At 70.1% G+C, this 20,323-nt stretch carries 17 protein-coding genes; 1 reads left to right on the forward strand and 16 read right to left on the reverse strand.

The window, feature by feature from the left end; genetic code table 11:
• Nucleotides 1–23 precede the first annotated feature (23 nt).
• Nucleotides 24–554: a flavin reductase family protein gene (locus BJ963_RS06780; RefSeq protein ID WP_179455469.1), complete on the forward strand. Its 531-nt coding sequence runs from the start codon at nucleotides 24–26 to the stop codon at nucleotides 552–554.
• Between the two features lie 97 nt (nucleotides 555–651).
• On the opposite strand, the gene dnaE is transcribed toward BJ963_RS06780, so the two are convergent.
• The 16 genes from dnaE to BJ963_RS06860 all read right to left on the reverse strand — a co-directional run bounded on the left by dnaE (nucleotide 652) and on the right by BJ963_RS06860 (nucleotide 20,299).
• Nucleotides 652–4,167, reverse strand: coding sequence for a DNA polymerase III subunit alpha (dnaE, locus tag BJ963_RS06785; RefSeq protein ID WP_179455471.1), 3,516 nt, complete (start codon nucleotides 4,165–4,167; stop codon nucleotides 652–654).
• Between the two features lie 35 nt (nucleotides 4,168–4,202).
• A complete protein-coding gene (locus tag BJ963_RS06790; protein WP_179455473.1) occupies nucleotides 4,203–5,123 on the reverse strand; it encodes an RluA family pseudouridine synthase in 921 nt (306 codons plus the stop codon).
• Nucleotides 5,124–5,747 carry a signal peptidase II gene (gene lspA, locus BJ963_RS06795; protein ID WP_246298002.1) on the reverse strand — a complete coding sequence of 208 codons (624 nt, stop codon included), beginning with the start codon at nucleotides 5,745–5,747 and terminating at the stop codon, nucleotides 5,124–5,126.
• Between the two features lie 31 nt (nucleotides 5,748–5,778).
• Nucleotides 5,779–6,615 carry a DivIVA domain-containing protein gene (locus tag BJ963_RS06800; RefSeq protein ID WP_179455475.1) on the reverse strand — a complete coding sequence of 279 codons (837 nt, stop codon included), beginning with the start codon at nucleotides 6,613–6,615 and terminating at the stop codon, nucleotides 5,779–5,781.
• A 148-nt stretch (nucleotides 6,616–6,763) separates the two neighbouring features.
• A complete protein-coding gene (locus tag BJ963_RS06805; RefSeq protein WP_018191359.1) occupies nucleotides 6,764–7,060 on the reverse strand; it encodes a YggT family protein in 297 nt (98 codons plus the stop codon).
• 102 nt (nucleotides 7,061–7,162) lie between these two features.
• A complete protein-coding gene (locus BJ963_RS06810) occupies nucleotides 7,163–7,690 on the reverse strand; it encodes a cell division protein SepF (protein ID WP_089910078.1) in 528 nt (175 codons plus the stop codon).
• 64 nt (nucleotides 7,691–7,754) lie between these two features.
• Entirely contained in the window at nucleotides 7,755–8,468 is a 714-nt protein-coding gene (locus BJ963_RS06815) for a YggS family pyridoxal phosphate-dependent enzyme (RefSeq protein ID WP_179455477.1), read from the reverse strand.
• Nucleotides 8,434–9,615 carry a cell division protein FtsZ gene (gene ftsZ, locus BJ963_RS06820; protein ID WP_089910072.1) on the reverse strand — a complete coding sequence of 394 codons (1,182 nt, stop codon included), beginning with the start codon at nucleotides 9,613–9,615 and terminating at the stop codon, nucleotides 8,434–8,436. The genes BJ963_RS06815 and ftsZ overlap by 35 nt, the downstream gene beginning before the upstream one ends.
• Before the next feature lie 142 nt (nucleotides 9,616–9,757).
• A complete protein-coding gene (locus BJ963_RS06825; protein ID WP_179455479.1) occupies nucleotides 9,758–10,780 on the reverse strand; it encodes an FtsQ-type POTRA domain-containing protein in 1,023 nt (340 codons plus the stop codon).
• 11 nt (nucleotides 10,781–10,791) lie between these two features.
• Nucleotides 10,792–12,219, reverse strand: a complete 1,428-nt coding sequence (gene murC, locus BJ963_RS06830; RefSeq protein WP_179455481.1) for a UDP-N-acetylmuramate--L-alanine ligase — start codon at nucleotides 12,217–12,219, stop codon at nucleotides 10,792–10,794.
• Nucleotides 12,220–12,336: 117 nt separating this feature from the next.
• Nucleotides 12,337–13,404, reverse strand: a complete 1,068-nt coding sequence (locus BJ963_RS06835) for a UDP-N-acetylglucosamine--N-acetylmuramyl-(pentapeptide) pyrophosphoryl-undecaprenol N-acetylglucosamine transferase (protein WP_179455483.1) — start codon at nucleotides 13,402–13,404, stop codon at nucleotides 12,337–12,339.
• Nucleotides 13,401–14,681 (reverse strand): putative lipid II flippase FtsW, encoded by a 1,281-nt coding sequence (gene ftsW / locus BJ963_RS06840; protein ID WP_179455485.1) that lies wholly within the window; start codon nucleotides 14,679–14,681, stop codon nucleotides 13,401–13,403. Before ftsW ends, BJ963_RS06835 begins: the two co-directional genes overlap by 4 nt.
• Nucleotides 14,641–16,206: a UDP-N-acetylmuramoyl-L-alanine--D-glutamate ligase gene (gene murD, locus BJ963_RS06845; RefSeq protein ID WP_179455487.1), complete on the reverse strand. Its 1,566-nt coding sequence runs from the start codon at nucleotides 16,204–16,206 to the stop codon at nucleotides 14,641–14,643. Before murD ends, ftsW begins: the two co-directional genes overlap by 41 nt.
• Nucleotides 16,203–17,318 (reverse strand): phospho-N-acetylmuramoyl-pentapeptide-transferase, encoded by a 1,116-nt coding sequence (gene mraY, locus BJ963_RS06850; protein WP_089910054.1) that lies wholly within the window; start codon nucleotides 17,316–17,318, stop codon nucleotides 16,203–16,205. The genes murD and mraY overlap by 4 nt, the downstream gene beginning before the upstream one ends.
• Nucleotides 17,315–18,754: a UDP-N-acetylmuramoyl-tripeptide--D-alanyl-D-alanine ligase gene (locus tag BJ963_RS06855; RefSeq protein WP_179455489.1), complete on the reverse strand. Its 1,440-nt coding sequence runs from the start codon at nucleotides 18,752–18,754 to the stop codon at nucleotides 17,315–17,317. Before BJ963_RS06855 ends, mraY begins: the two co-directional genes overlap by 4 nt.
• A complete protein-coding gene (locus BJ963_RS06860) occupies nucleotides 18,755–20,299 on the reverse strand; it encodes a UDP-N-acetylmuramyl-tripeptide synthetase (protein ID WP_179455491.1) in 1,545 nt (514 codons plus the stop codon).
• Nucleotides 20,300–20,323: the final 24 nt, after the last annotated feature.

Below are 20,323 nucleotides of genomic sequence, written 5' to 3' on the forward strand. Positions count from 1 at the left end.
GATTCGGGCTTGTATCCATCAGTATGAACAGCGCATCCCCCGACCCCACCGACGGCGCCATCGGCGACGCGACCCCGGACCTCGCGGCGTTCCGGCAGACGTTCCGCCGCCACGCGGCCGGGGTGGCCATCGTCACGGCGCAGCGCGAGGACGGCACGCCCGTCGGGTTCACCGTGACGTCGCTCGCGTCGCTCGCAGCCGTCCCGCCGCTCGCCACCTTCAACATGGCGCTCTCGGCCTCGAGCTGGCCGGCGATCGCGGAGACCGACCGGGTCGTCATCCACACCCTCGGCGTGCGCAATCGCGACGTCGCCCAGACGCTGTCCGGCGACAACAGCCAGCGGTTCATCGGCGACCACTGGTACCGCGGGCCGCACGGGCTGCCGGTCATCAAGGACACGACGGCCTGGATGGTCGGGCGCATCATCGAGCGCGTCCAGGTGCACCAGAGCGCGGTCGTGATCGTGCAGATCGAGCAGGGCGGCCTCGGCGAGGACGACGCGCCGCTGGTCTACCACGAGCGCACCTACTGGCGCCCCGGCACCCCCGTCTGACGCTTCGCGTCCTTCCCGCTCCGATCGGGGTGCGACATCATGTCGCCACTCGCGCCGAGATGCGACATGATGTCGCACCTCGGCGGTGGGACGGGCGTCAGACCAGGCAGTGCGGGCCGAGCAGACCCTTGAGCTCGCCGTAGAGGTCGGCGCTCACCTTCACCGGCTTCGGCACCTCGAAGACACGCGCGACCTGGCCCTTCACGAGACGGAGGCGCACCTCGCTCTCGCCCGGATGCCGCGCCAGCACCTCACCGAGCGACACCACGGTGTCGGTCGTCGCGCGCTGGTCGGGCATCGTGATGACGAGCGGACCGGAGTCGTTCGCCTGTCCGAGGTCCGGCGTCATCAGCGAGAACGCGTGCAGGTTCATCCCGTCGTCGCGCAGGCTCACCCGGCCGCGGACGACCACGATCGCGTCGCCCTGCAGCTGCGGCGAGTACTCCTGGTACGCCTTGCCCATGAACATCACGGTGAGCTCGCCGCCGAAGTCCTCGACCTGGATCATGCCGTACTGGTTGCCGGACGCCTTCGCCACGCGGTGCTGGACACTCGTCACGAGTCCCGCGATCGTGACCGTCTCGCCGTCCTGGATGTTCTCCGACGCCACGAGCTCGGCGATCCCGGTGCTGGCGAGCTTCGCCAGCTGCAGTTCCAGCCCGGCGAGCGGGTGGTCGGAGACGTAGAGTCCGAGCATCTCGCGCTCGAAGGCCAGCTTGTCGCGCTTCGCCCACTCCGGCCGCTGCGGGATGTGGTGCTGCGTCTGCGCCGCCTCGTCCTCACCCCACAGGCTGTCGAAGTCGAACCCGACGTCGCCGTTCGCCTCGTTGCGTTTGATCTTGACGGCGGACTCGACCGCATCCTCGTGCACCTCGACGAGCGCGCGCCGGGTGTGGCCGAGCGAGTCGAACGCGCCCGCCTTGATCAGCGACTCCACCGTGCGCTTGTTCGCCGCGTGGATGGGCACCTTGTTCAGGAAGTCGTGGAACGACTCGAAGCGCCCCTTGCTCTCGCGGGCCTCCCGGACGCCCTCGACGACGTTCGCGCCGACGTTGCGGACGGCGCCCATGCCGAAGCGGATGTCCTCGCCGACGGCGGCGAAGTACAGGTTCGACTCGTTGACGTCCGGCGGGAGCACCTTGATGCCCATGCGGCGGCACTCGTTGAGGTAGAGCGCCATCTTGTCCTTGGAGTCGCCGACGCTGGTGAGCAGCGCGGCCATGTACTCCGCCGGGTAGTGGGCCTTGAGGTACGCCGTCCAGTACGAGATCACGCCGTACGCGGCGGAGTGCGCTTTGTTGAACGCGTAGTCGGAGAAGGGGAGCAGGATCTCCCAGAGCTTGTTGACGGCGTCCATCGAGTAGCCGTTGGCCTGCATGCCCTGCGAGAAGCCCTCGAACTGCTTGTCCAGCTCCGACTTCTTCTTCTTGCCCATGGCGCGGCGCAGGATGTCTGCTTGGCCGAGCGAGAAGCCGGCGACCTTCTGCGCGATCGCCATCACCTGCTCCTGGTAGATGATGAGGCCGTAGCTGGTCGAGAGGATGTCGGCGAGCGGCTCCGCGAGCTCCGGGTGGATGGGCGTGATCGCCTGCTGCCCGTTCTTGCGGAGCGCGTAGTTGGTGTGCGAGTTCGCGCCCATCGGGCCCGGCCGGTACAGCGCGATGAGTGCCGAGATGTCCTCGAAGTTGTCCGGCTTCATCAGGCGGAGCAGCGACCGCATCGGGCCGCCGTCGAGCTGGAACACGCCGAGGGTGTCTCCGCGCGACAGCAGCTCGTACGCGGCCCGGTCGTCGAGTTCGAGGTCTTCGAGGACGAGCTCTTCTCCGCGGTTGTCGCGGATGTTGTCCAGGGCGTCGTTGATGATGGTGAGGTTGCGCAGCCCCAGGAAGTCCATCTTGATCAGGCCGAGGGACTCGCAGGCTGGATAGTCGAACTGCGTGACTATCTGGCCGTCCTGCTCCCGCTTCATGATCGGGATGACGTCGATCAGCGGGTCGGAAGACATGATCACGCCGGCCGCGTGCACGCCCCACTGGCGCTTCAGGTTCTCGAGCCCGAGCGCGGTGTCGAAGACGGTCTTCGCCTCCGGGTCGGTCTCGACGACCGCCCGGATGTCGACCGCCTCTTTGTAGCGCGGGTGGTCCTTGTCGAAGATGCCGGTCAGCGGGATGTCCTTGCCCATGACGGGCGGCGGCATCGCCTTGGTGAGCTTCTCGCCCATCGAGAACGGGAAGCCGAGCACGCGTCCCGAGTCCTTCAGCGCCTGCTTGGCCTTGATGGTGCCGTACGTGACGATCTGCGCGACGCGCTCGGACCCGTACTTCTCGGTCACGTACTTGATCACCTCGCCGCGACGACGGTCGTCGAAGTCGACGTCGAAGTCGGGCATGGAGACGCGGTCGGGGTTGAGGAAGCGCTCGAAGATGAGGCCGTGCTGCAGCGGGTCGAGGTCGGTGATCCGCATCGCGTATGCGGCCATCGAGCCGGCGCCGGAGCCGCGGCCGGGGCCGACGCGGATGCCGTTCCGCTTCGACCAGTTGATGAAGTCGGCGACGACGAGGAAATAGCCCGGGAAGCCCATCTGCGAGATGACGCCGATCTCGTAGTCGGCCTGCTTGCGCACCTCGGGCGTGATGCCGTTCGGGTAGCGCTGCTCGAGGCCCTTCTCGACCTCCTTGACGAACCAGGTCTGCTCGGTCTCGCCCTCCGGGACGGGGAACCGCGGCATGTAGTTGGCTGCCGTGTCGAACTTCACGTCGCAGCGCTCGGCGATCGCGAGGGTGTTGTCGCACGCGTCGGGGTAGTCGCGGAACAGCTGCCGCATCTGCTCCGGCGTCTTCAGGTAGAACTCGTCTGCGTCGAACTTGAAGCGGTTCGGGTCGTCGAGCGTCGAGCCGGACTGCACGCACAGCAGAGCGGCGTGGCTCTTGGCGTCCTCCGCGTGCGTGTAGTGGAGGTCGTTGGTCGCGACGAGCGGGAGGCCCAGGTCTTTGGCCAGCCGGATGAGGTCGGACATGATCCGGCGCTCGATGCCGAGCCCGTGGTCCATGATCTCGGCGAAGAAGTTCTCCTTGCCGAAGATGTCGCGGTAGTCGGCCGCCGCCGCACGCGCCGCCTCGTACTGCCCGAGCCGCAGGCGCGTCTGCACCTCGCCCGACGGGCAGCCGGTCGTGGCGATGATGCCCTTCGAGTAGCGGCTCAGCAGCTCGCGGTCCATGCGCGGCTTGAAGTAGTAGCCCTCCATCGAGGCGTACGACGAGAGCCGGAAGAGGTTGTGCATCCCCTCGGTCGTCGCCGCGAGCAGCGTCATGTGCGTGTACGCGCCCGAGCCGGAGACGTCGTCCCCGCCGCCGTCGCCCCAGCGGATGCGGGTCTTGTCGGTGCGGTGGGTGCCCGGCGTGAGGTAGGCCTCGGTGCCGATGATCGGCTTGATCCCGGCGTCGGTAGCCGTCCGCCAGAAGTCGAACGCGCCGAACATGTTGCCGTGGTCGGTGATCGCGACACCGGGCATCCCCTGGGCGGCCGCAGCCTCCACCAGGGGTTTGACACGCGCTGCCCCGTCGAGCATCGAGTACTCGCTGTGGACGTGGAGGTGGACGAAGGAGTCGGACATCGATCTAAGCCTAAGGCCGTCCTCCGACGTCCGCTCTACGACTCTCGGAGGACGTCCAGCGCGTGCTGCAGGTCGGCGGGATAGGTCGTCGTGAAGGTGACCCACTCCCCCGTCGCCGGGTGCGCGAAGGCGAGCTGGACGGCGTGCAGCCACTGCCGGGTGAGGCCGAGCTTCGCGCTCAGGGCGGGGTCGGCGCCGTACATCGCATCCCCGACGCACGGATGCCGCTGTGCGGCCATGTGAACGCGGATCTGGTGCGTCCTCCCGGTCTCCAGGTGGATCTCCAGCAGGCTGGCCGAGGGGAACGCCTCGATCGTCTCGTAGTGCGTCACGGACGGCTTCCCGCCCGCAACGACCGCGAATTTCCAGTCGGATCGCGGATGCCGTCCGATCGGGGCGTCGATGGTGCCGGTCAGCGGGTCCGGGTGGCCCTGGACGACGGCGTGGTAGATCTTCTCGACCGTGCGGTCGTGGAACGCGCGTTTCAGCGCCGTGTACGCGCGCTCCGACTTGGCGACGACCATGAGACCGCTGGTGCCCGCGTCGAGGCGGTGGACGATGCCAGCGCGTTCGGCGGCGCCGGAGGTCGAGATGCGGAATCCCGCGGCGGCCAGTGCTCCGAGGACGGTCGGACCCTCCCAGCCGACGGAGGGGTGGGCTGCGACGCCGACCGGCTTGTCGATGACCACGATGTCGTCGTCGTCGTGGACGATCGTCAGGTCCGGAACGGCGATGGGCACGATTTCGACGTCGGACTTCGGCTGCCAGGAGACCTCGAGCCAGGATCCGGCCGACAGGCGGTCGGACTTGCCCACGTCACGGCCGTCGACCGTCACACCTCCGGCCTCGGCGATCTCGGCGGCGAAGCTGCGGGAGAACCCGAGGAGCTTGGCGAGACCCGCATCGACCCGCGAGCCCTCCAGGCCGTCCGGGACGGGGAAGCTGCGCGACTCCATCTAGCCCTGCGGCTTGTCGTCGTGCGGCTCGGCGGGAGCAGGGGCGGCGGGGGCCGCGTCGGTCTGCGTCCCGGTGTCGGACTGCGTCCCGCTCTCCGGCTCCGGCCCGATCGCCGGGTCGCCCTCCTCCACCGCATCCTCCTCGTCCTCGTCGTGCGTGTGACGGCCGTCGAGTCCGACACCGCGGAGGGTGAGGATGAGGAAGAGCGCCATGCTCGAGACGATGGCGACGTCCGCCAGGTTGAAGATCGCCGGCAGCAGCGGGATCTGCAGGAAGTCGACCACATGGCCGACGCCGAATCCCGGCTCCCGGAACAGCCGATCGGTCAGGTTGCCGAGCAGGCCGCCGAGCAGGAGACCGAACAGCACGGCCCACGCGGTGGAGCGGATGCGCGGGGCGTACCAGATGACGAAGCCCAGGACGCCGACCCCGACGATGGAGAAGATCCACGTGGAGCCGCTGCCGATGGAGAAGGCCGCACCGGCGTTCTTGACGAAATGGAACTGGAGCAGCTGCCCCAGGACCTCGACTTGCTGGCCCTCGTACAGGTTCGAGACGACCAGGACCTTGGCGATCTGGTCGACGAGGTACACGCACAGCGCGACCACCGCCAGGACCGCCAAGGCCCTGATGCTGACCTTGGACCGGGAGGGACTAGCCTCCAAAGCCGGGGAACGCCGGAGGCTGCTGCCCCTGGCCCGAGTCGTCGGAGCCGCCCGCGGGGACCGGCGCCGGGACCGAGCCGCTCACGGGAGCCGCGGACCGGCTGCCGGAGGCCGAGCCGCCGGGCTGTGCGCCGCCGCCCTGGACCGGCGCGTCGAGGTCGCGGAGCTGGCCCTCGATGTAGCTCTTGAGGCCCTTGCGGTAGTCGCGCTCGAAGGTGCGGAGCTCGTCGATGCGACGCTCGAGACCGGTGCGCTCCTGGTCGAGGGCGCTGATCTGCGCGCGCTGCTTGGACTCCGCCTCTGCGACGATGCGGGCAGCGGTCGCGTGACCCTCGGCGATGAGCTGGTCGCGCTTCTCCACGCCCTCGCGCACGTGCTCCTCGTGGAGCCGGCGGGCGAGCTGGAGCAGGTTGTTGGTGGCGTTGGGGTCGTTCGCGTCGTCCGCGGGCGCCTGGTAGGCCGGAGCGGCCTGCGCCTGCTCGGCCTGCTGCTTGGCCTGGGCGGCCTCCTGCTGGGCCTGGGCGAGGCGCTGCTTGAGCTCCTCGTTCTCGCGCTGGAGGCGCTCGGCCTCGCCGTTGTCGGCGCCCTGTGCGGCCGCGGCCGCCGCCGGGGCGGCACCGCCCTGGCCGCCGCTGCGCTGCAGCTCGGCGATCCGCGAGTCGGCCGCCACGAGGCGCTGCTTGAGCTCTTCGTTCTCCTGGTTCAGGCGACGCAGCTCGACGACGACCTCATCGAGGAAGTCGTCGACCTCGTCCTGGTCATAGCCCTCGCGGAACTTCGTCGGCTGGAACCGCTTGTTGACTACATCTTCCGGAGTCAGCGCCATGGCAAGCCACCTTAGATCGTGAAATTGGAACAGAAACGCGTTCAGCCAACGCTAGCAAAGCGGGCGGGAGTCGCGCACTCCAGCGCCTGCCCGGCGCGTCGGCTCGTCAACGATACAACGGGCCCTCCCCCGAACACGGGAGCGACGCTCAGCGGAATCCCAGGGTCACGTACAAGCCGATGATCACGACGAGCATGGTGAGGCTCCAGCCGAAGTCGATCGCGACGGGACCCATCGAGACGCGCGGGATGATCCGCCGGAAGAACCGGATGGGCGGGTCGGTCACCACGTACGTCGACTCGGCCAGCACCAGCCCGAACCCCCGCGGGCGCCACTGCCGCGCGAACACGCGCACCAGGTCGAGCACGAACCGGGCCCACAGCACGAAGAAGTAGAGCAGTAACGCGTAGTAGAGGACGGTCGCGATGAGGGAGACGACAAACACCCTCCCAGTATGGACGAAAGCGCACCGCGTCCCCTGAGCGTCCGCGGGGGACGACGAGGGAGGCGGTGCGCTTCGAGCGTCGACGGGCCGGAGCCCGCAGGGTCAGGCCTGGGCGAAGAAGGACGCGTCGACCTCGGCGTCCTGGCCGCCGTGCTCGCCCGAGACGACGACGTGGCTGGGAGAGAGCAGGAACACCTTCGGCGTGACCCGCTCGATCTTGCCGTAGAGGCCCTGCGAGAGGCCGCTGGCGAAGTCGATGAGGCGGCGGGCGTCGCCCTCGCTCATCTGCGAGAGGTTGATGATCACCGGGATGCCCTCCCGGAACGACTCGGCGATCGCCTGGGCGTCGCGGTACTGGCGGGGGTGGACCGTGAGGATCTCGTTCATTTCCTGTACCGATGCATTCCGTGCGGTGGACGACTTGCGCAGCGGCGTGACCGGAGCGCGGCCGGCCGCGGGCGCGACCGGAGCGGGGTGTGGGACGGCCTGGACCGGCGATGCGGCCGGGGTGTGGACCGGTGCTTCGCGGCGCGGCTGGTGATGAGCCTGCTCCTGCGGCTGCTCCTCGAACTCCAGCTCCTCGTCGGCGAGGCCCAGGTAGACCATCGTCTTCTTCAGCGGGTTGGCCATGGTTCCTCCGTACAGACCTGCGCGTCGACGCCTCGCCACGCACTTCGAACTCTTCTTCTCGAGATTAACGAAGCTCCGGCCGATTCCCGGTAATGGCCGTCCCGATCCGAAGGTGTGTCGCGCCGGCGGCGATGGCTTCGCGGTAGTCCTGCGACATCCCCGCGGAGATGGATGTCGCCTCCGGCGCGAGGCTGCGGACCCGCCCCGAGGCCGCGCGGACGCGCTCGAACGCCCTGGCCGGCTCCTCGCCGAGCGGGGCGACGGCCATCACGCCGAGCAGGTGCAGCCCCGGGGCCGCGAGCACGTGCTCCACCAGCGGCTCCAGGTCGCGATCGGCGACGCCGCCGCGCGCGGGGTCGTCGGTGAGGTTCAGCTGGACGAAGACGTCCAGATCGCTGTCGCCCTCCCCCTCGCGCGCCGCGAGGGCGTCGACGAGCGAGAACCGGTCGACCGAGTGGATGACGGACGCGTAGCGCCGCGCCTGCCGCGCCTTCTTGCTCTGCAGCTGGCCGACGAAGTGCCAGGTGAGGTCGAGGTCGGCGAGCTCCGCCGCCTTCTCCTGCGCCTCCTGGTGGCGGTTCTCCCCCACGTCGCGCACGCCCAACGCGGCCAGCTCGCGGACGAGCGAGGCCGGATGGAACTTCGTCACGACGATCGTGGTCAGCTCGGCGGGCGAACGGCCGGCGGCCCGGGCGGCGTCTGCGACACCCTCCCGGACCGCGGCCAGCCGCTCGGTCAGCGGACTACTTGAGGAAGTCGGGGATGTCGAGGTCGTCATTCTCGTCGTCGAACGCCGGGTCCTTCTGCTGGGCCGCCTCGGCCACCGGGCTCTCGCCGGTGTGCCAGGCGTCGGTGGTCACGGGCGCGGGGATCTCGCCGGCCTCGACCTCGGCGGAGGAGGCCACCTGCGACTCCTCGGAGCCCGCCTCGACGAAGCTGGCGCGGCGCGCATCCACCGCGGCCGGCCGCGTGCTCGGCTCGCCGCCGTCGAATCCGGCCGCGATGACGGTCACGCGCACCTCGTCGCCGAGGGTGTCGTCGATGACCGCACCGAAGATGATGTTGGCCTCCGGATGGACAGCCTCCTGCACCAGGCGGGCGGCGTCGTTGATCTCGAAGATGCCGAGGTTCGATCCGCCCTGGATGGAGAGCAGGACGCCGTGGGCGCCATCGATGGAGGCCTCGAGCAGCGGGGAGGCGACGGCCAGCTCGGCCGCCTTGATCGCCCGGTCGGCGCCGCGCGAGGAGCCGATGCCCATGAGGGCGGAGCCGGCTCCCTGCATGACCGACTTCACGTCGGCGAAGTCGAGGTTGATCAGGCCGGGGGTGGTGATGAGGTCGGTGATGCCCTGAACACCGGCGAGGAGCACCTGGTCGGCGGTGGAGAACGCCTCGAGCATGCTGATGCCGCGGTCGCTGATCTCCAGCAGCCGGTCGTTCGGCACCACGATGAGGGTGTCGACCTCTTCCTTCAAGCGCTGCACGCCGGCCTCGGCCTGCTGCTGGCGGCGCTTGCCCTCGAACGAGAACGGCTTGGTGACCACACCGATGGTGAGCGCGCCGATCGACTTCGCGATGCGCGCGACGACGGGGGCTCCACCGGTTCCGGTGCCGCCGCCCTCTCCGGCGGTGACGAAGACCATGTCGGCGCCCGCGAGGGCCTCCTCGATCTCCTCCGCGTGGTCCTCGGCGGCGCGACGGCCTACCTCGGGGTCCGCTCCGGCGCCGAGGCCGCGCGTGATCTCACGGCCGACGTCGAGCTTCACGTCGGCGTCGCTCATCAGCAGCGCCTGCGCGTCCGTGTTGATGGCGATGAACTCGACGCCGCGGAGGCCGAGCTCGATCATGCGGTTGACGGCGTTGACGCCGCCTCCGCCGATGCCGACGACCTTGATCACGGCGAGGTAGTTCTGTTGTGCTGTCACGTCCGGCCTCCACTGGAACCTTCAACCTCTAGCTGAGGCTTAAAGTCTTGCTGAGTATGCAATTCTCGATCCGACGTTAGGTGGGCCGGGGCGGCGCCCGGGTATCCCGCCAGGCGTGTCGGAAAAGTCGTGCGCATCGGGGTCATCCCGTCGTCACGCTGTGGGGCGACGAGACGTCGTACCGGGAGGATCCCGGCGCGCTCTTCAGCAGGGCGCCGAGGTCCGCCGCCTTGAGCGACGAGTCCTCCGCGCTCCCCCACACCACGGTCGCACCGGTGCCCCGGAGGGTGAAGCTCACGTCGTCCTTGGTCTTCGCCGCGATCGTGTCGACCTGCGCGCGGACGTCGTCGGGAAGGGCGCTGAGGACGCTGGCGGCGGCGGCGAACCCGGAGTCCGCATCCACGTCGGCCGCCGCGCCGCTCGCGGCGATCAGGGGGTAGCCGTCCGGGCGCTTCTCGCTGCTCGAGATCGGCACCTTGGCCGCATCCACCAGCGTGTACGCGGCCCCTTGCTGGATGACGCCGACCGGTTGCCGCTCCACCACGCGGATCACGATCGAGTCGGGCGGGTGGCTCTCCACCGTGTAGCTGCGGATGAGCGGGAACGCCGCGAGGTCGCTCGAGATGCCCGCCTGGTCGAGCAGCGGAAGCGGCGTGCCCAGCTGATCGGACAGCTTCTTCTCGATGGTCGTGGCGTCCAGCCGGGAGGTGCCCGTCACCTGGATGTGCTTCAGCGCCAGCAGCGGGGAGTACGCGACGAGCGCGACGGAGAGCACGAGGCCCGCGACCACGGCGGCGGCGGCCAGCCAGGCGATCCTGCGGCGGCGCGACCGCTTGGTGAAGCGGCGCACCTCGCCCCGCTCGAGGCGCTTGCGCTCCCGGCGCGCCGCCCGGAGCGCCTTGTCGATCTCGCGGTTGGTGGGGAGCCGCGAATACGGCGAGGTCTCGGCCGTCCGGTCGGCACGGGAGGGCCGTGCGGCCGGGGTCTCGCCCGGCGGCGCGGTCGGTGTGTCTCGGATCACCGGGATGGGCTCGGTCACCGTGCCGATACGGCCCGCGGGCGCGGCATCCTGCCGTCGCTCGTCCCGGGCCTCCGGCTCGTGCCGCGCCGGTGCGGGCGGCGTCGCCGGCACCTCCCGCCGGTCGTACCCCTGAGGACGCTTCACCGAGCGGCCCGCTACGCGCCGGGTGCGTCCGGGTGCTCCCGGCGCAGCGAGTCGAGCAGCTGGGGCACGATGCGGTACACGTCGCCGCAGCCGAGGGTGATCACGAAGTCGCCCTCCCGGGCGATCTGAGCGGTGTGGTCGGCGGCCTCCTGCCAGTCGGCGATGAAGGCCACCCGCTCGGGATGCTCGAAGCGGTCCGCCACGAGGGCCCCCGTCACGCCGGGCTCCGGGTCTTCGCGCGCTCCGTACACGTCGAGCACCACGGTCTCGTCGGCGTAGCGCTCGAGGGTCTCGGCGAACTCCCGGGCGAACAGGCGCGTCCTGCTGTACAGGTGCGGCTGGTGGACGGCGATGATCCGGCCGTCGCCGACCACGGTGCGGGCGGCGGACAGCGCGGCGGCGACCTCGGTGGGGTGGTGCGCGTAGTCGTCGTAGACGCTGACGCCTCCGACCGTTCCGTGCAGCTCGAAGCGGCGCTCGGTCCCGCCGAACTCGGCGATGGCGGCGAGCGAGGCGGCCGGGTCGAAGCCGAGGCCGGTCAGCACCGCGAACGCGCCGCCCGCGTTGATGGCGTTGTGGCGCCCTGGTACCCGCAGCCGTGCCGAGTAGTCCTCGCCCCGGTAGCGCAGCGTGAACGACACCGGGCCGTCGGTGACGATGGAATGGACGCGCACGTCCGCGTCCTCCGCCTCGCCGAAGGTGACGACGCGCTTGTCCGGCGCCTGCTCGCGCAGCCGGCGGGTGACGTGGACCGCGCCGGGGTCGTCGGACGAGACGACGACGAACTCGTCCGCTTCGCGGGCGAAGGCCACGAAGGCGTCCTCGAACGCCTCCAGCGAGCCGTAGTGGTCGAGGTGGTCCGGGTCGACGTTGGTGATCAGGGCGACCGCCGTGTCGTAGAGCAGGAACGAGCCGTCCGACTCGTCCGCCTCGACCACGAACAGCTCGCCCGTGCCTGTCCGCGAGCTCGTGCCGAGGGAGGCGATGACCCCGCCGTTCACGAAGCTCGGGTCCTCGCCGAGGCCGAGGAGGCCGGTGATGATCATGCCGGTTGAGGTCGTCTTGCCGTGCGCGCCGGCGACGGCGACCAGCCGCGTGCGGTTGATCAGCCAGGCGAGGGCCTGCGACCGGTGCAGCACCGGGAGACCCTTCGAGAGCGCCAGCTGGTACTCCGGGTTGTCCTGCCAGAGGGCGCCGGTGACGACCAGCGTGTCGGCGTCGCCGACGTTCGCGGCGTCGTGGCCGATGGCGATCGTCGCTCCGAGGTTCCGCAGGGTGTCGATGTTCGCGGAGTGCCGCACGTCCGATCCGGTCACGGTGTAGCCGGCCTCGAGGAACAGGCGGGCGATGCCGCTCATCCCAGAGCCGCCGATGCCGACGAAGTGGAGCTTTCCGAGCTCCTCCGGGAGGGCGAGGGTCAGGTCGGGCTTGATCGTCACAGGTACAGCTTTCGGTTACGCGAGAGGGACTCCATCCAGTATGAGGCTACGCGGCGACCCTGCGGATCGGCCCCAGCCACTCCGACGGGTCGGCGGGATGCGTCAGAGCGGCGACGGTCAGAGCGCCGAGCGGATGAGCGCGACCATGCGGTCGGATCCGTCGCGGACGCCGACGGACGCGGCCCGGCGCGCCATCTCGGCCACGCGCCCGCGATCCGCCAGCAACGGCAGCAGGTTGCCGTCCACCCAGTCCGGGGTGAACGCGGCGTCGTCGACCAGCACGCCGCCGCCGGCCTCGACGACGCCCGCGGCGTTGAACCGCTGCTCGCCGTTGCCGATCGGGAACGGCACGTACACCGCCGGGATGCCGAGCGCGGCGAACTCGCACACGGTGGCGGCGCCCGCCCGGGCGACGGCGACATCGGTGAGCGCGAAGGCGAGATCCATGCGGTCGCAGTAGTCGACCAGCCGGTAGTGCTCGACGCCCGGGTCGGTCAGCTCGCCCTTGCCGCCCTGGATGTGCAGCACCTGCCAGCCCGCGGCCGTCAGTTCGGCGGCCCGCGCGACGATGGTCTGGTTGATCCGGCGTGCGCCGAGGGAGCCGCCCGTGACGAGCAGGGTCGGCCGGTCCGGGTCGAGTCCGAACTCGGCGGCGGCCTGCGGGCGCGCGGCGGCGGCATCCAGCTGTTCGATCTCCACCCGCAGCGGCATGCCGACGAACGTGGGATGCGGCAGCGGGGTGCCCTCGAACGCCACGCCGACCCACGGGGTGTAGCGGGCGCCGAGCCGGTTCGCGAGTCCCGGCCGCGCGTTCGCCTCGTGCAGCACGAGCGGGACGCCCTCGCGGCGGGCCGCCGAGTATGCGGGAGCGGCGGCGTAGCCGCCGAAGCCGACGACCGCGTCGATCCCGCGGTCGCGGATCAGCGCACGGACCGTCGAGATGCTGCGCCGGTACTCGCCGGGGAAGCGCAGGGCTGCCGCATTCGGGCGGCGCGGGAACGGGAGCTTCGGGATGGTCGCCAGTTCGTAGCCCCGCTGCGGGACCAGACGGGCCTCGAGCCCCTCCTTCGTCCCGAGCACCAGCACCTCCGCATCCGGCTGGTCACGACGCAGCCGGTCGGCGACGGCGAGCAGGGGGTTCACGTGGCCGGCGGTGCCCCCGCCGGCGAGAAGGTACCGCGTCATGCCCCGCGGCCCGCCGAACCGGTCTCGGAGGCCGACAGGGAGTCACGGTGCGACTGCCGCGCGAACGACAGCACGATTCCGATGGCGATCATGGAACTGATCATCGCAGTCCCACCCGCAGAGATCAGTGGGAGCGGTACGCCCAGCACCGGGATCACCCCCAGGACCACGGCGATGTTGACGAACGCCTGGCCGATCAGCCACACCATGATGGCCGCCGTCGTCACGCGCGCGAACGGATCGGTGGATGCGTGGATGATGCGCAGGAAGACGACCGCCAGCATCACGAAGAGCAGGAGCACGAGGACCGCGCCGATGAGTCCGAGCTCCTCGCCGATGATCGCGAAGATGAAGTCGGTGTCCGCTGCGGGCAGCCACGACCACTTCGAGTGCGAGTTGCCCAGCCCGACACCGAAGACGCCGCCGGAGGCGAGGGCGTAGAAGCCGTTCTTGATCTGCCAGTCGACGTCCGGGTTGGCCACGCTCGTCCCGCCGAAGTAGGCGGCGATGCGGCCCACACGGCTGGCGCTCGACAGGGCGACGACGATCGCCAACGCCCCGACGGCGACGACGCCGGTGGCCAGGTACCGCATCCGGACGCCCGCGAAGTACAGGGCGCCGAGGATGAGCGCCGCCAGGATCATGGTCGTTCCCAGGTCGCCGCCGAGCAGCACGAGAGCGACAGCGCCTCCCGCGATCGGGACGACGGGCACGGCGACGTGCTTCCACTGGTCGAGCACGTCGCGCTTACGGGCGAGGACGACCCCCAGCCACACCACGAGCGCGAGCTTGATGGCCTCCGACGGCTGGGCGGTCACCGAGCCGATGCGCAGCCAGTTGCGGTTGCCTCCGATCTCGACGCCCAGCGGCGTGAGCAGCACGAGCAGCTGGAGGAAGCAGGCGGCGCCGAGGAAGAACCAGATCGTCTTCCTCCAGAACGCGCGCGGGATCCGCGAGACCAGGAACATCAGCGGCAGGCCGACCAGCGTGTACGCGCCCTGCGACCAGAACCGGGAGAAGAAGTTGTCGTCGTCGTTGTGGGCCTCCACCGACGAGGAGGACAGCACCATCACCAGGCCGAACACGACCATGAACAGGGTGATCCCGAGCAGCAGGAAGTAGTTCGCCGACTCGGAGGTCATCCCGCGGCCCAGCTGGATGCGCGTCGTCAGCGCACCGATGCGGGCGGCGGCACCGGAACGCGGCTCGGACGGAGGAGCCGCCGGGCCCGGGCGCTCAGTCCTGCCGCGGGTCGGGACGCGGGGCGGACTCGTCATCCGCCTCACCTCCCACGTACTCGTTCACGGCCGACTGGAAGCGGCGGCCTCGTTCTGCATAGTCGGCGAACTGGTCCATCGACGCCGCCGCCGGAGCGAGCAGCACGGTGTCCCCCTCGCGAGCGAGACCACCGGCCAGTCGGACCGCCGTCGGCATGACCTCATCAGTCTCGTCGGCGTCGACCTCCAGCACGGGAAGGTCCGGCGCGTGTCGCCGGAATGCGGCGACGAGCTCCGCGCGGTCGACGCCGATCACGACGGCGCCGCGGAGCCGGCCGACGTGCCGGGCGACCAGCGCATCCACGTCGACGCCCTTCAGGAGGCCGCCGACCAGCCACACCACGGACGGGTAGGCGCGCAGAGACGCATCGGCGGCGTGCGGGTTGGTGGCCTTCGAGTCGTCCACCCAGTTGACCCCGCCCTGGACGCGGACCAGCTCGATGCGGTGCGCGTCCAGCCGGAAGGCCGTGAGCACATCCCGGATGACCTGGGGAGGCACGCCGTACGACCGGGCGAGAGCGCTGGCGGCGAGGATGTTCGCGACGACGTGCGGCGCGGAGAGCCCGGCCTCCTGCAGCTCGTCGAGCGTGGTCAGCTCGAGCGCCGCGTTCGCGCGGTCGTCGAGGAAGGCGCGGTCGCAGAGGATGCCGTCCACGATCCCGAAGTCGCTCGGGCCGGGGACGCCGAGACCGAAGCCGATGGCGCGCGCGCCCTCGACGACCTCCGCCTCCTCGACCATGCGCAGGGTGTTCTCGTCGGCCTTGTTGTAGACGCAGGCGACGCGGGTGTTGTCGTAGACCTTGGCCTTGGCGGCGATGTACGCCTCGAGAGAGCCGTGCCAGTCCAGATGGTCGTCGGCGATGTTCAGGCAGGCCGCCGAGAACGGTGACAGCTCACCGCCCGCATTGCGGTTGACCCAGTGCAGCTGGTAGCTGGAGAGCTCGACCACGAGCACGTCGTAGCCCTCCGGGTCGCGGATGGCATCGAGCACGGGCACGCCGATGTTGCCGCACGGAGCGACGCGGTTGCCGCCGGCGAGGATCATCGTCGCGGTCAGCTGCACGGTGGTCGTCTTGCCGTTCGTTCCGGTGACGCAGATCCAGTCGGCCGGGCCCTGACGGCCGTCCGGCCGCGCGACCTTGTCGCGCAGCCGCCAGGCGAGTTCGATGTCGCCCCAGACGGCGGTGCCGCGCTGCTCGGCCCAGACCAGCAGCGGGTGGTCCCAGTGGAAGCCCGGCGACGCGATGACCAGCTCCGGGTCGAACGCGACGAGGCGGTCCGGCGGGGTCGCCAGATCCGGCTCCTCGACAAGCTCGGCGCCGATGACCTCCAGCAGCATCCGCCGCTCGTCGTCGGCCTTCGCGGCGACGACCAGCACCTGGGCGCCCAGCTCGGCGAGCGTGTCGGCCACCGAGAACCCGGTGACGCCGAGACCGTACACGGCGACCCGCAGGCCGCTCCAGTCGTGGTGCCAGCTGGTCAGCGCAGCGAGGCGCTCCGCGAGGGCGTCGTTCGAGGCCGTCATGTGGCCAGCCACTCCAGGTAGAACGAACCGACGCCGGCGGCGACGAGCAGGCCGCCGATGATCCAGAACCGGACGACGACCGTCACCTCCGCCCATCCCTTCAGTTCGAAGTGATGATGGATGGGGCTCATCAGGAAGATGCGTCTGCCGTGCGTCAGTTTGAAGTACGCGCGCTGCACGATCACCGACCCCGCCTCGATGACGAAGATGCCGCCGATGAGGACGAGCAGCAGCTCGGTGCGGCTCAGGATGGCGAGGGCGGCGACCGCGCCGCCGAGCGCCAGCGAGCCGGTGTCGCCGAGGAAGATCTGCGCGGGCGATGTGTTCCACCAGAGGAACCCGACGACAGCGCCGACGATCGCCGTAGCGACGATCGCGAGGTCGAAGGGATCGCGCACGTCGTAGCACTTCGCCACGTTCTCGACGCTCAGCTTCGCGTTCGCGCACGACTGGATCGACTGCCAGAAGCCGATGATGATGTATGCGCCGATCGCCAGGATGGACGCACCGGACGCGAGCCCGTCGAGGCCGTCCGTGACGTTGACGCCGTTCGAGGTCGCGGCGACCAGGAAGTTGATCCAGATCAGGTAGAGGCCGTAGCCGACGAGCACCCCGATGACGCCGAACTTGGTGATCGAACCGAAGTCGATCGCCGGGAGATCGCGAATGAAGGACACGGTCATCGTCGCCGGGGTATAGCCGTTCCCATTCGGGAAGCGGATGGCGAGGAACGCCCACACGGTCGCCACGATGACCTGCCCGGCGACCTTGGCCCAGCCGGTCAGCCCGAGGCTCCGCTCGCGCCGGGTCTTGAGGAAGTCGTCGATGAAGCCGACGACGCCCAGTCCCACCATGAGGAACAGCACGAGGAGCGCCGAGACGCTCGTCTCGTCTCCGGTCAGCAGGAGCGCCGTGAAGTAGCCGAACAGCGTTCCGAGGATGACGACGATGCCGCCCATCGTGGCCGTGCCCCGCTTGGCATGGTGACTCTGAGGTCCGTCGTCGCGGATGAACTGTCCCCACTGCAGCCGGCGGAACAGCCGGATGAAGAGCGGGGTCAGGAAGAGCGTGAACGCCATCGACAGCGCACCGGAGGTCAGCAGGGCTCTCACGAGAACGATTCTCCCAGTCGGTCGCCCAGGAAGCGCAGCCCGGCCGAGTTGGAGGACTTCACCAGCACCGTGTCACCCGGGAGCAGAGCACCGCTGAGGTGGTCGAACGCCGCGTCCTGCGTGTCGAAGTAGAGGGATTCGCCATCCCAGGAGCCCTCGTTGATCGCCGAGATGTGCATCCGGCGCGCGGAGGGGCCGACGATCACGAGCTGATCGATGCCGAGCCGGACCGCCAGCAGGCCGATGCGGTCGTGCTCCTCGCCCGAGAACTCCCCCAGCTCGCTCATCTCGCCCAGCACGGCGATGGTGCGGCCGTCCGGCTCGGCGATCTGCGCCAGAGTCTTCAGCGCGGCCGACATGGAGTCCGGGCTCGCGTTGTACGCGTCGTTGATGACGGTCACCTCGGTGCCGCCCATGACCTCCATCCGCCAGCGCTCCGCCGTCTTGACGGTCTGGAGGGCCGACACGATCGTGTCGATGTCGACGTCGAGGACGTACGCGGAGGCCGCAGCGGCCAGGGCGTTCATGACGTGGTGCTCGCCGAGCACCTGGAACCGCACGGGACGCGACTGCGGCTCCGAGCCGGGGCCGTCTCCGCCGTCGCGCGACGGGAGGTGCAGGGTGAAGGAGGTGCCGCGGCGGTCGGACACCACATCGGTCGCGCGCACGTCGGCGCGCTCGTCCAGCCCGAACCAGAGCACGCGGGCGGCGGTCTTGTCCGCCATCGTCGCCACGCGCGGGTCGTCGATGTTGAGCACGGCGACATCCGATTCCAGCAGGTCGGTGACCATCTCGGTCTTGGCCTGCAGGGTTTTCTCGATGCCGCCGAACTCGCCCGCGTGCGCGAGCCCGACCTTGAGGACGACACCGACATCCGGCCGCGCCATGCGCACCAGGCGCGCGATCTCGCCGATGCCGCTCGCCCCCATCTCGGCGACGAGGAACTGCGTCTCCTCCGTCACCTGCAGCATGGTCACGGGCGCGCCGACCTCGTTGTTGAAGGAGGCGCGCGGAGCGATCGTCGGACCAACCTGCTCGAGCACGGCCCGGAGCAGGTTCTTTGTGGTGGTCTTGCCGTTCGATCCGGTGATCCCGACGATCTTGAGCCGTCCGAGGGCACGCACGCGGGCGATGACCTCGGTGGCGAGGTCGCCGAGGGCCACCACGGTGTCGTCGACCAGAAGCTGAGGGACCGGCAGCTGGAGCGGGTGGTCGACCACGACGAGAGCGGCGCCCGCTTCCACCGCCTGCGGGGCGAACAGGTGGCCGTCGGTCACCTCGCCGGGCTTGGCGAAGAAGATCCCGCCGGGGACGACCTCGCGCGAATCCGTCGTGGAGGGTCCAGAGACCGCGGTCTCCGGCGAGACGTGGGTGCCGTCGAGCAGCAGCGTGCCGCGGGTCGCCTCGGCGATCTCGGCCAGGGTGAGAGCGATCATCTACAGCCACCCCGCCTCTCGCAGCGCGAGGCGGACGTCGTCGCGGGCCGAGTACGGCAGTCGCTGACCCGCGACCTCCTGGTAGTCCTCGTGGCCGGGGCCGGCGTACAGCACGACGTCGCCCTCGCCCGCCAGGGACAGCGCGGTGCGGAACGCGGCACGCGGGTCGGGGACCTCGTACAGCTCGAGGTCCGGGACGGCGCCCCGCGCTCCATCGAGCAGGGCGGCACGGATGCTCGCGGGATCCTCCCAGCGCGGGTGGAAGTCGGTGATCACCACGGCGTCCGCGCCGCGGGCGGCGATGGCTCCCATGTCGGTGCGCTTCGTGGTGTCGCGGTCTCCGTCGGCGCCGAACACCATGATGATGCGGCCTTCGGTCACCTTGCGCAGCGCGTTCAGGGTCGAGAGGAAGGCGTCGGGGCTGTGGCCGTAGTCGATGAACACCACAGGGCCGCGGTCGCCCGAGAGCCGCTCGGCGCGGCCGGGGATGTAGGCGTCGATGCCGCCGTCGCGCGCGAGGGCCGCTCCGATCGCGTCGAGGTCGTATCCCGACTCGACCAGCATGACGATGGCGAGCGCGGCGTTGGCCGCGTTGTACGCACCGAGCAGCGGGATGCTCGTCTCGAGCCGCCGGCCGTCGGGACCCTCCAGCGCGAAGGATGTACGTGTCAGAGTCTCCTCGAGCACCGTCAGCAGCCACTCGGAGTCGGAGCCGGGCGAGCTGGACAGCGTGGCGACGGGGATGCGCGACTGCTCGACCAGGGCACGACCCCAGTCGGAGTCGACCGTGACGACGCCGCGGCGGGCGCGGTCGGGCTGGAAGAGCTCGAGCTTGGCCGCGAAGTAGTCCTCCATGGCGTCGTAGTCGTCGAGATGGTCGTGGCTGAGGTTGGTGAACCCGACGACGTCGAACACGATTCCGTCGACACGGTGGCGGGTGAGCGCCTGCGCGGACACCTCGATGGCGACGGCGCGGACGCCCTCCTCGCGCATGCGGGCGAGGAGCGCGTGGAGCTCGCTCGCCTCGGGAGTGGTCAGCTTGCTGGTGATGGCCGTCTCGCCGATGCGGCGCTCGGCGGTCGAGCTGAGGCCGGAGACGACGCCCAGCTGGCCGAGGATGGCGTTGAGCAGATACACGACGCTGGTCTTGCCGTTGGTGCCGGTGACGCCGAACAGCGTCGCGGAGTTCTCGTCGGTGCGGTAGATCCACGCCGAGACGGCGCCCAGTGCGGCGCGCGGCTCAGGCGTGACGATGACCGGGAGGCCGGACTCCGCGGCGAGGGCCGCACCCTCCTCGTCGGTGAGCACGGCGACGGCACCCGCGTCCGCCGCGGCGGTCGCGTAGGACGCGCCGTGGGAGTTGCGGCCGGGCACGCCGACGTAGAGGTCGCCGGGTTCGACGGCGGAGCTCGCGAGGGCCGCGCCGGTCACCTCGACCCCGTCGAGGTCGCCGCGGCACTCCAGCCCGAACTCCGCTACCAGCTGGGCGAGCGGGCGGGCGACGGGATGCTCGGGGCGCAGAGAAGAGGGCGCCGGTCCTGTCACGTGGCTCACTTTCCGTTGTGCTGT

It is taken from the genome of Leifsonia soli, from assembly GCF_013408745.1.
Lineage (GTDB): Bacteria > Actinomycetota > Actinomycetes > Actinomycetales > Microbacteriaceae > Leifsonia > Leifsonia soli.

Coding starts and splice junctions, on each gene's coding strand:
- BJ963_RS06780 (WP_179455469.1), top strand. CDS start 24: ATGAACAGCGCATCCCCCGACCCCACCGACGGCGCCATCGGCGACGCG.
- dnaE (WP_179455471.1), bottom strand. CDS start 4,167: ATGTCCGACTCCTTCGTCCACCTCCACGTCCACAGCGAGTACTCGATG.
- BJ963_RS06790 (WP_179455473.1), bottom strand. CDS start 5,123: ATGGAGTCGCGCAGCTTCCCCGTCCCGGACGGCCTGGAGGGCTCGCGG.
- BJ963_RS06800 (WP_179455475.1), bottom strand. CDS start 6,615: ATGGCGCTGACTCCGGAAGATGTAGTCAACAAGCGGTTCCAGCCGACG.
- BJ963_RS06810 (WP_089910078.1), bottom strand. CDS start 7,690: ATGGCCAACCCGCTGAAGAAGACGATGGTCTACCTGGGCCTCGCCGAC.
- BJ963_RS06815 (WP_179455477.1), bottom strand. CDS start 8,468: ATGACGACCTCGACATCCCCGACTTCCTCAAGTAGTCCGCTGACCGAG.
- BJ963_RS06835 (WP_179455483.1), bottom strand. CDS start 13,404: ATGACGCGGTACCTTCTCGCCGGCGGGGGCACCGCCGGCCACGTGAAC.
- ftsW (WP_179455485.1), bottom strand. CDS start 14,681: ATGACGAGTCCGCCCCGCGTCCCGACCCGCGGCAGGACTGAGCGCCCG.
- murD (WP_179455487.1), bottom strand. CDS start 16,206: ATGACGGCCTCGAACGACGCCCTCGCGGAGCGCCTCGCTGCGCTGACC.
- BJ963_RS06855 (WP_179455489.1), bottom strand. CDS start 18,754: ATGATCGCTCTCACCCTGGCCGAGATCGCCGAGGCGACCCGCGGCACG.